14 protein-coding genes and 1 pseudogene are annotated in these 10,885 nt (G+C 63.3%); all 15 read left to right on the top strand.

Annotation, left to right across the window (positions count from 1 at the left end):
* Positions 1-53 precede the first annotated feature (53 nt).
* A complete protein-coding gene (locus DBR20_RS20280; protein ID WP_108268033.1) occupies positions 54-404 on the top strand; it encodes a head-tail adaptor protein in 351 nt (116 codons plus the stop codon).
* Between the two features lie 23 nt (positions 405-427).
* Positions 428-784 carry a DUF3168 domain-containing protein gene (locus tag DBR20_RS20275; protein ID WP_108268031.1) on the top strand — a complete coding sequence of 119 codons (357 nt, stop codon included), beginning with the start codon at positions 428-430 and terminating at the stop codon, positions 782-784.
* 70 nt (positions 785-854) lie between these two features.
* Entirely contained in the window at positions 855-1,514 is a 660-nt protein-coding gene (locus DBR20_RS20270) for a phage tail protein (RefSeq protein WP_108268029.1), read from the top strand.
* Positions 1,514-1,822, top strand: coding sequence for a phage tail assembly chaperone (locus DBR20_RS20265; RefSeq protein ID WP_100554440.1), 309 nt, complete (start codon positions 1,514-1,516; stop codon positions 1,820-1,822). Before DBR20_RS20270 ends, DBR20_RS20265 begins: the two co-directional genes overlap by 1 nt.
* A 50-nt stretch (positions 1,823-1,872) precedes the next feature.
* Positions 1,873-2,130 (top strand): DUF1799 domain-containing protein, encoded by a 258-nt coding sequence (locus tag DBR20_RS20260; RefSeq protein WP_108268035.1) that lies wholly within the window; start codon positions 1,873-1,875, stop codon positions 2,128-2,130.
* Positions 2,131-2,205: 75 nt separating this feature from the next.
* Positions 2,206-3,555, top strand: coding sequence for a phage tail tape measure C-terminal domain-containing protein (locus tag DBR20_RS20255; protein WP_108268027.1), 1,350 nt, complete (start codon positions 2,206-2,208; stop codon positions 3,553-3,555).
* Positions 3,552-3,881: a phage tail protein gene (locus tag DBR20_RS20250; RefSeq protein WP_100554442.1), complete on the top strand. Its 330-nt coding sequence runs from the start codon at positions 3,552-3,554 to the stop codon at positions 3,879-3,881. The genes DBR20_RS20255 and DBR20_RS20250 overlap by 4 nt, the downstream gene beginning before the upstream one ends.
* A 9-nt stretch (positions 3,882-3,890) precedes the next feature.
* Complete coding sequence (locus tag DBR20_RS20245) at positions 3,891-5,045, top strand: hypothetical protein (RefSeq protein WP_108268025.1); 1,155 nt, start codon at positions 3,891-3,893, stop codon at positions 5,043-5,045.
* A gap of 73 nt (positions 5,046-5,118) precedes the next feature.
* Entirely contained in the window at positions 5,119-6,249 is a 1,131-nt protein-coding gene (locus DBR20_RS20240) for a hypothetical protein (RefSeq protein ID WP_108268023.1), read from the top strand.
* Between the two features lies 1 nt (position 6,250).
* On the top strand, positions 6,251-6,691 hold the full coding sequence (locus DBR20_RS20235; RefSeq protein ID WP_108268021.1) for a hypothetical protein: 441 nt from the start codon (positions 6,251-6,253) through the stop codon (positions 6,689-6,691).
* A 61-nt stretch (positions 6,692-6,752) separates the two neighbouring features.
* The gene (locus DBR20_RS20230; RefSeq protein WP_108268020.1) at positions 6,753-7,889 is read left to right on the top strand and encodes a hypothetical protein; all 1,137 of its coding nucleotides are present in this window, start codon (positions 6,753-6,755) and stop codon (positions 7,887-7,889) included.
* A 174-nt stretch (positions 7,890-8,063) separates the two neighbouring features.
* Positions 8,064-8,759, top strand: a complete 696-nt coding sequence (locus DBR20_RS20225; RefSeq protein ID WP_108268018.1) for a phage minor tail protein L — start codon at positions 8,064-8,066, stop codon at positions 8,757-8,759.
* Positions 8,760-8,821: 62 nt separating this feature from the next.
* Positions 8,822-9,562, top strand: coding sequence for a C40 family peptidase (locus DBR20_RS20220; protein ID WP_108268016.1), 741 nt, complete (start codon positions 8,822-8,824; stop codon positions 9,560-9,562).
* Positions 9,555-10,148 carry a tail assembly protein gene (locus DBR20_RS20215; protein ID WP_108268014.1) on the top strand — a complete coding sequence of 198 codons (594 nt, stop codon included), beginning with the start codon at positions 9,555-9,557 and terminating at the stop codon, positions 10,146-10,148. The genes DBR20_RS20220 and DBR20_RS20215 overlap by 8 nt, the downstream gene beginning before the upstream one ends.
* Positions 10,145-10,885: pseudogene (locus DBR20_RS20210) on the top strand (host specificity protein J); the annotation flags it as partial. The gene DBR20_RS20215 and the pseudogene DBR20_RS20210, both read left to right, overlap by 4 nt.

The raw sequence follows: 10,885 nt of genomic DNA, 5'->3' as shown, positions 1-10,885 counted from the left end.
CTGCCGATCGGCGTCGCCGCGCTGCTCGATCCCTACCGACTGGCGGCGATCCCATGAACGCTGGCCACTTCAACCGCCGCATCCGGGTCGAGCGCCAGGACGGTCGACTCGATGCCTGGGGGCAACCACTGGATGCCTGGCAGCCGGTGGCGGAACTATGGACCGCCATCACCGCCGATGCCACCGGCAGTGTGCAGCGGCTGACGCTTGACAGCCGACTGCCGGCAACGATCCGCCGCCAGCGGTTCCATGTCCGCCTTGCGGCCGCGCGGCAGGCCGGCATCCAGGCAGGCATGCGCATCGTGCACGACGGCAGGGTCTTCGACATCACCGGTGTTGCCCCGGACTTCAGTCGGCGCCAGACCACGGTGCTGTTCACCGAACAGTCTTCAGGCACGGCCTGAGTGACGCCAACCAGGACACTGCAATGAGTTACGAAGCACAGCTGCACGCGCTGCTGGGCCCCCTGCTGCAGGGCCGGCTGCATCCCGATGTTTCCCCGGAACCGGTCATCTACCCGTGTGCTGTCTACCAGCAGGTGGGTGGACAGTCCGTGTGGTTCAACGAAGGTTCCATTCCCGGACAGAAGCACGCTCGCGTGCAGCTGACCGTCTGGGCAGACAGTCGCGCCCAGGCCAACACCCTGATCCGCGACATCGAAGACAAGGTCTGCGCGGGACTGCCGACGGCCGAGTCATTCGGCGCTGCAGTCGCCGTGCATGAACCCGTGCTGCGCAAGTACGGCGCGCGGCTCGATTTCGGCCTGTGGTACGCCGACCTGTAAACCGCTTCATCCGTGCAACACCCCAACCCGGCAACCGCCGGGTTTTTCTTATCCAACGAGGAAATACACCATGGCACTCAAGCTTCCCAAGGGCACCCAGTTCGGCTTCGCACCGGTCATCTCCACCGCTATCGCTACCACCGCCATCTCCAAGGCCGCGCCGGCACTGGCCAGCGTCGCTGCCAACAGCGTCGACACCGGCGATGTGGTGGTCATTGAACTGCCGGGCTGGCCGGCCCTGAACAACCGCGCGACCCGTGCCGGTGCTGAAGCCACCGGCAGCGTTGAACTGCTTGGTATCGACACCACCGACAACGTGCTGTTCCCCGCCACCAGCGGTGCCGGCGTGCTGCGCAAGGCCGGTGTCTTCGTCGACCTGGACCAGCAGGGCGACCCGACCACCGCCGGTGGCGAGCAGCAGTACTGGAGCGGCACGCTGCTGGAGGACCCGACCGGTCGCCAGGTGCAGATGCCGACCTTCAAGAACGCCAAGACCATCACCCTGCCGCTGTTCTACGATCCGAAGAAGCCGTGGTACTCGGCCCTGAAGAACGTCGACGCCAAGGGCGAACCGGTGATCCTGCGTGCCAGGCTGGTCGGCGGCGACGTGCTGTACTGGTACGGCTACCTGAGCTACAACGGCGACCCGACCATGGCCGCCAACACCCCGATGGGCACCACCGCGACCTTTACCGCGCTGGCTGACTCCATCCTGGTCGAGGGCGCCTGATGTTCCAGGTAAAGGCGCCGGAGAGCTTCAGGAGCACCCTGACCATCATCGGTCACGGTCGCGAGCAGAAGCTCAACCTGACCTACCGTCATCTGCCGGTGGCTGACTACGCCAGTCTGCTGGAACGGTTGGCCGAGGACGAGCTGAGCGTGGCACAGGCGATCCTCGACATCGTGGTGGATTGGGACGCCGATGTGGCGCTGGACACCGCCGGCGTCGAGCTGGCGCTGCAGCAGCAGGCCGGCCTTGATGGCGCGATCATCGGTGGCTACACCCAGGCCCTGCAGGTCGCACGCAAGGGAAACTGATCGAGGCGGTGGGGGCCCTGTACTGGCGGGCCCCCACCGAATCCGAGCTGATGCAGCTTGGATTGAAGGCAAAGCACTTTCCGCCGCCACAGGTCGAGTTGTGGCCGGAGTGCGTGCTTCCCATCGAACTTTTCTCGCGGGTTGCCACCCAGTGGCGCGTCGGCGCAGGTGGCCCGATCGGGTTGGACTACAACGTGGTCTACCGGGAGCTGGAGCGCGAAACGCTCGACAGCGACCAGTACGACGAGGTGATGGCGGCCATCCGCGTCATCGAACGCGCTGCCCTGGAGCAGATGCAACAGGAATGAGCCGGCCATCGCGGCAACGCCGATGGCCGGTCCCGACTCCGCCGATGCGGAGCCGACTCTCCCGAGGAACACTCAATGAGCACTACATCGCCTGGCAGCACACGGGCCACCGTGGAGGCCAGCAACGCACTGGAAACAGCCATGCAGGCGGCAAGGCGCAGCATGACCGAGATGACCAGCAGCACACAGGAGTTCCAGCGACAGCTGGAAAAGATCAATACGGTGCAGCAGGCATTCAATGCTGTGCTGACCACCAGCGCCTCGTTGGTCACCGCACTGTCCACGCAGCTGGCCGCCCTGAGCACACAGATGCAGGCGACAGCGAAGGGCGGCGCGGCCGCAGCGGGCGGTGACGCAGGCAAGGCCGCGAAGAAGGAAGAGAAGGCGGAAAAGGACGATATGGGCCTGGCGGGCATCCGCAAGGGCCTGGGTGGCGCGCTCAGTGACTACATCGGGAAGACCGAAAACACCGCCACGGCCGCCAAGAAGGCCTTCGACAAGGCGTTCACCGGCGCCGACGAAGCCCTGCGCAGCTTCGTGACTACCGGCAAGTCCAAGTACAAGGAGCTGGCCCAGTCCATCCTGTCCGACCTGAAAATGATTGCCGCACAGCAGGCGCTGGTCTGGGGGGCGAGGAAGATCGCCGGCCTGATGGGGGTCGACCTGACGCCCAAGGACACGGCGACGGAGGCGGCGGCCGCGGCCACAGCGGTCCTGGCAGCTCCCAAGGACGCCAAGGCCGGCGATAGCAAGGGCGGCAAGGATGACAAGGACGCCAAGGGGCTGTCGGGGTTCCGGAAGGGTTTCGGCAGTGCGCTCGGCGACTACATGGAAAAGGCCGAGAACTCCGCCAAGTCCACCCAGGATGCATTTTCCAAGGCATTCACCGGCGCCGAGGCGGCATTGCAGAGCTTCGTGAAAACGGGCAAGTCCAATTACAAGGAACTGGCCAAGTCGATCATCGCCGACCTCAAGATGATCGCCATCCAGCAGGCAATCGTCTGGGGTGTCAAAAAGATCACGGGCCTGCTCGGTTATGGCACGGGGGTGGAGGCCAACGCCAACGGTGGCGTCTACCAGTCGCCCAGCCTGTCGGCCTACTCCGGCGGTGTCTACAACACCCCGCAACTGTTCGCCTTCGCCAAAGGCGCCGGCGTATTCGGTGAAGCGGGACCGGAAGCGATCATGCCGCTGCAGCGTGGCCCGGACGGTCGCCTGGGTGTGGCCGCGCACGGCGGCGGTGGCGGTGGAGTGGGTGTGAGCATCCGCATCGACAACAACGGCGGCAAGGAAGTCACCAGCAACGAAAGCATGCTGCAGCAGTTCGGCAACGAGATCGGCCAGTTCGTGGAACGCAAGTACCGCGACCTGCAGATGCGTGACATGAAGGCTGGCGGCGTCCTCAGCAGGAGTGCAGCACGATGACCGATACCTTTACCTGGGCAGCAACCAGCCAGAGCACGGGCACCACCACTGCCACCGTCAAGCGTGCGCGCTTCGGCGATGGATACGCACAAGCTGCGCCGGATGGGCTCAACGCCCGCCTGCGCAGCTACCAGCTGCAGTTCGTCGGCAACCGCAGGACGATCAGCGAGATCGTGGCCTTCCTGGATGGCCATGTGGGCCAGAGCTTCTTCTGGCGAGGCCCGCTGGGAACCGGTCTGTACGGCTGCGACACCTATACCGACAGCCATCTGGGTGGATCGGTGTTCAGTATCACCGCGACGTTCGAACAGACGTACCAGCCGTAGGAGATGGCAATGGCAAGGAAAATCATCGACCTCGATTCCGTTCAGCCGAACGGAAAGCGGGGTGAAACACAGCGCCCGGCATTCACCAAGATCAATGAGAACTTCGCGGAGGTCTACGATGCACTGGTCGAAGTGGCGAAGATCCCGGAGACCGTGGACGATGCCATTACCGAGCGCGTCCCGGGCAAAAATCTCCTCATCAACGGCGGCCTGCAGTTCTGGCAACGCCGGAACTCTGGCCGGGTCGGCAGCGGGGCAGGAACGCTCGGGGCGGAAACATTCTTCGCCGATCGCTTCTCCAACTCTGCGTTGAACTGCAGCCAGGACATCCAGCGCGTGGTGTATGACGGCCAGCAGATCGGCTATCCGGACGACACCCGCTCCATCCTTGTCTGCACGGTCTCCGGGGCCGTCGCCAGCAGTGGTGCCTGGATGGGGCAGAGGATCGAAGGTGTGCGCAGTGCTGGCGGCGCAATCACGATTTCGGTCTGGGCGAACGGCGACGTGGCCGGCCGCAAGGTGGGGGTGCGGGTCATCCAGGACTTCGGAACCGGTGGGTCGCCTGCGGCACAGACATCCACCGAGGCGGGTGTGCTGACGTTGACCACCGGGGCAACGCGGCAGTCGCTTACCGTTACGTTGCCGAGCACCAAGGGCAAGCAGCTGGGTAGCAACGGCAACGACCACATCTACGTGGTCTTCGATCTCTGCGCCGGTGGCTACGGAGGTGCACTGGCAGGCCAGAACGGTTCATTCGGTTTCACCCAGTTCCAGGTCGAATCCGGGCGTGCCGCGACGCGATTCGATTGGCGACCACCCGGCGTGGAACTGGCCCTGTGTCAGCGCTATTACGAGAAGAGCTACAACCTGGAGATCCAGCCCAATACGCCGCACAACGAGGGCCGCGAGGCATTCTCGCTGAACACCCAGGGGACGGCCCACTACCAGAGCGTGCGATTCCATTCGGCCAAGCGCGCACATCCTTACGTGATGATCATCTCGGCCGACAACATCCAGCAGGATGGACACATCGCGGAAGACAACATCTCCCGCGTTCCCTGCCTGGTCAACTACGCATCTCCATCCGGCTACGAAGTGAGCTGGACCAACAACCCAGGCCGATGGGGCGGGTGGTGGCACTGGTGGGCCGACGCTGAGCTCTGATCAGAAACGGCCATGCCCATCAACGGCCACGAGGTTGTACCTATGCGGCCACCCGGACTTCAGGAAACCAGCAATGGCAAGAAAGACGATCGACCTTGATTCCGTTCAACCGAATGGAAAGCGAGGTGAAACACAGCGCCCGGCGTTCACCAAGATCAACGAGAACTTTGCGGAGGTCTACGACGGTCTGGATGATGTGCAGAACGCAATCCGAGAGACGTTGGATGGGGCCACTGGCCTGCGGATCTCAGCGGGGAACCGCCTGATCAATGGTGCCTTCCGCTTCTGGCAGCGAGGGTTGAGCAGGACGGTTGTTTCCCCTCTTGCGGTGTATGTTCCGGACAGGTTCCAGATCGTGTGCACCGGTGCCGGGCAGATAGCGGCAAGCCGGCAGGAGTTTGCAACGCCGGAGTTCGGTGTAGCCAGCTACATGAACTGCGCTCTTTCCGGATCGACGGCCTCCACCGAGGCGTTCTTCACCCAGCCGGTAGAAGGTGTACAGACACTGGCAGGCTCGAAGGTGACGTTGAGCATGCAGACCTGGGCGAGCACGCCCGGGAAGAAGATCGGTGTGCGCTTCATCCAGAGTTTCGGGACGAATGGATCGACCGACGTCATCGTTCACGCCCAGGCACAGGAGATCGGAACGGCAGCATCCCTACGCTCCTTCACTGTTGATCTGCCGAGCATCACAGGCAAGAAAGTGGGGCCGAACAGCAAGCTCCATGTGATCGTGGACCTGGTCGCTCCGGCGGCCTACGCAGGTGCGCTCACGGCTCAGTCTGGCTCCTTCTCGTTCACCTGCATGCAGCTGCAGAAGGGCGCCGTGGCAACCGAGTACGAGCATCGCAACGATTCGGAGGAGCTGCTTCTGTGCCAGCGTTACTACGAGAAGAGCTACAACGTCGACGTTGCTCCGGGAACTGCCGATGGTGCCGGTCGGGACAACCAGTTCTATGACCGGTCGGTCGGTATAGGCAGTACATCGCATATCCGATGCCGGGTGCTGAAGCGGGCGACGCCGGCCTACACCGTCTACAGCGATGTCACCGGCGCGGCCGGAAGAATAGCGGGTGCAGATGGTGGCGTTGGCACAGTTACCGCGATCGTCAATCCAGGCCAGTCCGGCGCGCAGGTCAATTACGTTTCGGCTGCGGGAACCTGGGGTTCTTCCTTCCATTGGACGGCAGACGCGGAGATCTGACATGTATCAACTTACCGACCAAGCCGACATCATCAAATGCACGGAGACCGGCACCTTCATTCCTCGCGGACACTGGATGTGGGGGGGCTACCAGGAGTGGCTGATGGCCGGAAATGTAGCGCAGCCGGCTCCGCCTCCCTACGCAGTCAATTCGCCCGAACATCAGCGGGTTCTGCGTGGGCACGCGTGGGAATGGATGCTGACGCACATTCAAGCGCGCGGCTACGACTCGATCGAGAGTTGCTGCAGCTACATCAACAGCTCCGTTCAGCGCTTTGCCCAGGAGGCTGTCGCCATGGTCGCCTGGCGTGATGCGGTGAGCATTGCCCAGCAGCGAATGGCGATCGAGTGCACGGACGGAGTGCAGACCTGGGAGCAGCTGAAGGTGTTGTTACCACAGCCCGAGGCATTCGAATGGCCAGCGGCGGACGCTGCCTCGTGACCCACAAACGCCATTGTTGCCATCGTGCCTGAGGCATGTCGTAGGCGACGAGGACCAAAACATGACAAGAAAGATAATCGACCTCGATACCATTCAGGCGAATGGTAAACGGGGTGAAACACAGCGCCCGGCGTTCACCAAGGTCAACGAGAATTTCGCTGAAGTCTACGCGGGCCTGGACGAGGTGCAGGCAGCGGTCGACAGCCTGGACAGCCGCATGGCAGGCCGCAACCGCCTGATCAATGGCGACTTCCGGGTGTGGCAACGTGGAAGCAACTTCGCGGCCGCGACAGGTGCGCGCTACACCGCAGATCGATGGCTGGTGAATGCGCAGGGCAGCACCATCTCGGCATCACGCGACGATATTGCCGCAGGTGGCGGTGCGGGCGGAAGGTTGCTCGCAGGCTCCAGGTACATGCTGAAGCTCGCCGTTGAAAGCGCTGCAGGTGCGGACAACATGGCACTCGTCCAGCAGCGCATCGAGGACGTGCGGACGTTCGCCGGGAAACGGGTCACGATCAGCTTCAAGGCGCGGGCCACGGTCGACAATTTCAAGGTGGGTCTTGAGTTCCAGCAATCCTTCGGCGCCAATGGATCGACGGCCGCTGACAGCATTGGTGGTGCGATCACGCTCGACACGATGTGGCGTTGGCATCAGTTGACCGTGGACGTCCCTGGTATCGCCGGCAGAACCCTTGGATCCAGTGACTACCTGCAGCTCAGCCTGTGGCTTGACGCCGGCGCCACCTTCGCCGGCCGTGCCTTCGGGGCGGGGCAGAAGAGTGGCGTGGTCTATCTGGCTGAAGTACAGATCGAGGAAGGCGATACCGCGACCGACTTCGATCGCCGGCCGGAGGCGCTGGAACTGTTGTTGTGCCAGCGCTACTACGAAGTGGTTGATGTGAATCGCCTGGTGGGTATCACCTATACCGCCAACGGTGACACGCGTGCCTGCGTGCCGTTCAAAGTGCGCAAGCGCGTCTCGCCCGTTGTTACCTCATCATCCAGCCACTTGAACCTTGTCGGCTTCGGACGGGTGGCCGAGCTCGTCAATTTCGACGGCGGCATGCCTGGGTGGCAAGGCACTCCCGATATGGCGGTGATGGCATCCCTCTCCAGCAACATGCAGGGCGCAGGCGCGGTTCTGGTGTGGTCCACCACTTCGCAGATCCTGGTCTTCGGCGATGCGGAGCTTTGACATGAAGACACCCGCCATCCAGCACAGCCAGCTCCACTGCTTCACCACCAATAACTCCCTGCCGCCTGGTCATCGTGTCCTCGTTTGCGGCGCCGGGAGACCGGCACCCAGCAATGAACCATCCGGCCTGCCACATTCACGCGAACTGCGTGCCGCAACACAGGAGACCTACTCATGATCACCGCCGATGCCCAGCAACTCGAGCCGGGTGGCCGCATTACCGTCTTCGAACTGGACGCCAGCAGTTTCGGTGCCGACCAGCTGTTCTTCCACGCGCACCTGCAGAGCGGTGTGATCATCTGGCAGGGTCAGGAGTACGGCCCCTGGCCGATCGAAGCCAGTGGCTTTGAACGAACCAGCGACCAGCCGCCGAACCCGAAGCTTCGGGTCAGCAACATTGATGGCCGCATCACCGCGATGTGCCTGCTGTTCGATGATCTGGTCGGCGCCCGCGTCATACGCCGGCAGACGCTGGCCAAGTACCTGGATGCTGCCAACTTCGAAGAGGGCAATCCCAGCGCCGATCCGGCAGAGCACTTCCCTGACGAGGTCTGGTTCATCGAGCGCAAGGTCGGTGAAGACAAGCAGATGGTGGAGTTCGAGCTGACTACAGCCATCGATCTCAACGGCGAACAGCTGCCCGGCCGGCAGATCATCGCCGGCATGTGTGGTTGGCTGGTACGCGGTGGCTACCGCGGCCCTTACTGCGGCTACAACGGTCCCGCAGTTGCCGATGGCGACGACGTTGCCACCGATGATCCCGCCCGCGACCAGTGCGGCGGCCGTGTGCGCAGCTGCAAGATGCGCTTCGGCCAGGACAAGCCTTTGCCCTATGGCGGCTTCCCGGCGGCCGGCCTGCTCCGCTCCTGATCCAGCGCTTCCGATTCTCCACTTCCAGGCCCGCTCGCGCGGGCTATTTTTTTGGGTGAAACATGCAACCAACAACCCTGCAGGCCATCCAGGTACATGCCGTGGCCGAGTACCCGCGCGAGTGCTGCGGGCTGATCGTGGCCATCGAAGGCCACGAGCACTATCTGCCGTGCCGCAACCTCGCGGGTACGCCCAGTGAACACTTCCGCCTTCCGGCCGAGGACTATGCCGTCGCCGAGGACAAGGGCGAGGTGCTGGCCCTGGTGCACAGCCATCCGGACGCGGCGGCCACACCGTCGGATGCGGATCGGGTGATGTGCGAGCACAGTGGCCTGACCTGGCACATCGTCAGCGTCGGTCAGGTGGATGGCGAGGCGCCGGAATGCGGTGATCTGCAGACCATCCACCCGAATGGCTATGCCGCGCCGCTGGTCGGCCGACAGTTCGCCCACGGTGTGCTGGACTGCTACAGCCTGGTGCGCGACTTCCACGCGCGTGAACTGGGCATTTCCTTGTCCGACTACACCCGCGACGACGACTGGTGGGACAAGGGTCAGGACCTGTACAGCCTTGAACGACTGCATGCGGAAGGCTTCGACCTGATCGAAGGCGAGCCGCGGCGGGGCGACATGATCCTGATGCAGATCCGCTCGCCGGTGACCAATCACGCCGGCGTCTACCTGGGCGACGGGCAGATGCTGCATCACCTGCATGGCCGCCTGTCCGAAACCGTGCCCTACGGCGGCATGTGGGCCGAACGCACCCGTTGCATCGTCCGCCATCGCGAGGTGCGCCATGACTGACCGTCTTCGTACCATCCGCCTGTACGGCAAGCTGGGCGCTCGCTTCGGGCGCAAGTTCCGGTTGGCGGTGAACAGTCCCGCCGAGGCCATCCATGCGTTGTGCGTGCTGGTTCCCGGCTTCCAGCAGTACCTGATGGGCGCAAAGTCCAAGGGCATGGAGTTCGCCGTGTTCAACGGCCGGCAGAACCTGTCGCGGGATCAGTTGCACGATCCGCCGGGACAGGATGACATCCGCATCGCGCCGGTAATGGTGGGCAGCAAGCGTGGAGGCGTGCTGCAGACCCTTATCGGTATTGTCCTGATTGTTGTGGGCACCTACACATCCTGGGCCGGTGGCGCAACGCTCGTCACAACGGGTATAGGCATGGTTGTCGGTGGAGTCACCCAGATGCTCTCTCCGCAACCGAAGGGACTGGCAGCAAAAGACTCCCCCGACAACGCCCCCAGCTACAGCATGAACGGCACCGTCAACACCCAGGCACAGGGCAATCCCGTACCGGTCGCTTACGGCGGGCACGACAAGAAAGGCATGTTCATCGGCTCGGCCGTGATCAGCGGCGGCATCCTGGCGGAGGACCAGTTTTGAACCAGATCATTCAATCCGCACAGCGTGAGCGCAGTGCACCCATGCCCACGCTGGCCGGGGCAAAGAAAGGCGCCAGCAACGCACGTACGCCGGTGGAAACGCCGGACAGCCTACACTCGATGGCGGTTGCCCGCATCATCGACCTGGCCAGCGAAGGCGAGATCCGTGGCCTGGTTGCCGGCAAGCAGTCCATCTACCTGGACCAGGTGCCGATCGAGAATCCGGACGGCACGCTGAACTTCTCCGGCGTGGACGTGCAGACGCGTTCGGGCACCCAGGACCAGGAACACATCAGCGGCTTCCCCTCGATCGAGAACGAAGTCGGCGTCAACGTCGAACTGCGCAGCGATGCGCCAGTGGTACGCACCGTGTCCGGTGCCGACCTGTCAGCGGTCCGTATCCGCTTTGCCGTGCCTGCGCTGCAGAAGACCAACACCGAAAACGGTGATACCGAGGGCTACCGCATCATGTATGCGGTGGACCTGTCCACCGATGGCGGCCCGTTCAGCACCGTGCTGAACGATGCTTTCAGTGGCAAGACCACCAGCCAGTACGAGCGCAGCCGCCGCGTCGATCTTCCGACGGGCAGCCAGTGGCAGGTGCGCATCCGCCGACTGACTGCGAATGCCAACAGCAGCACCATCGCCGACACCATCAATGTGCTGTCGATGACCGAGATCATCGATGCCAAGCTGCGCTATCCGAACTGCGCGCTGGCGGCGGTGCAGGTCGATGCC

The organism is Stenotrophomonas sp. HMWF023 (genome assembly GCF_003060985.1).
GTDB lineage: Bacteria > Pseudomonadota > Gammaproteobacteria > Xanthomonadales > Xanthomonadaceae > Stenotrophomonas > Stenotrophomonas lactitubi.
Note: the sequence above shows the minus strand (reverse complement) of the source record. Positions and strands in the feature narration are given on the sequence as shown.

Excerpts from the sequence above, each read along its gene's own strand:
- DBR20_RS20235 (WP_108268021.1), top strand. The coding sequence starts at position 6,251 with ATGTATCAACTTACCGACCAAGCCGACATCATCAAATGCACGGAGACC.
- DBR20_RS20240 (WP_108268023.1), top strand. The coding sequence starts at position 5,119 with ATGGCAAGAAAGACGATCGACCTTGATTCCGTTCAACCGAATGGAAAG.
- DBR20_RS20275 (WP_108268031.1), top strand. The coding sequence starts at position 428 with ATGAGTTACGAAGCACAGCTGCACGCGCTGCTGGGCCCCCTGCTGCAG.
- DBR20_RS20230 (WP_108268020.1), top strand. The coding sequence starts at position 6,753 with ATGACAAGAAAGATAATCGACCTCGATACCATTCAGGCGAATGGTAAA.
- DBR20_RS20265 (WP_100554440.1), top strand. The coding sequence starts at position 1,514 with ATGTTCCAGGTAAAGGCGCCGGAGAGCTTCAGGAGCACCCTGACCATC.
- DBR20_RS20260 (WP_108268035.1), top strand. The coding sequence starts at position 1,873 with ATGCAGCTTGGATTGAAGGCAAAGCACTTTCCGCCGCCACAGGTCGAG.
- DBR20_RS20220 (WP_108268016.1), top strand. The coding sequence starts at position 8,822 with ATGCAACCAACAACCCTGCAGGCCATCCAGGTACATGCCGTGGCCGAG.
- DBR20_RS20245 (WP_108268025.1), top strand. The coding sequence starts at position 3,891 with ATGGCAAGGAAAATCATCGACCTCGATTCCGTTCAGCCGAACGGAAAG.
- DBR20_RS20255 (WP_108268027.1), top strand. The coding sequence starts at position 2,206 with ATGAGCACTACATCGCCTGGCAGCACACGGGCCACCGTGGAGGCCAGC.
- DBR20_RS20215 (WP_108268014.1), top strand. The coding sequence starts at position 9,555 with ATGACTGACCGTCTTCGTACCATCCGCCTGTACGGCAAGCTGGGCGCT.
- DBR20_RS20270 (WP_108268029.1), top strand. The coding sequence starts at position 855 with ATGGCACTCAAGCTTCCCAAGGGCACCCAGTTCGGCTTCGCACCGGTC.
- DBR20_RS20225 (WP_108268018.1), top strand. The coding sequence starts at position 8,064 with ATGATCACCGCCGATGCCCAGCAACTCGAGCCGGGTGGCCGCATTACC.
- DBR20_RS20250 (WP_100554442.1), top strand. The coding sequence starts at position 3,552 with ATGACCGATACCTTTACCTGGGCAGCAACCAGCCAGAGCACGGGCACC.
- DBR20_RS20280 (WP_108268033.1), top strand. The coding sequence starts at position 54 with ATGAACGCTGGCCACTTCAACCGCCGCATCCGGGTCGAGCGCCAGGAC.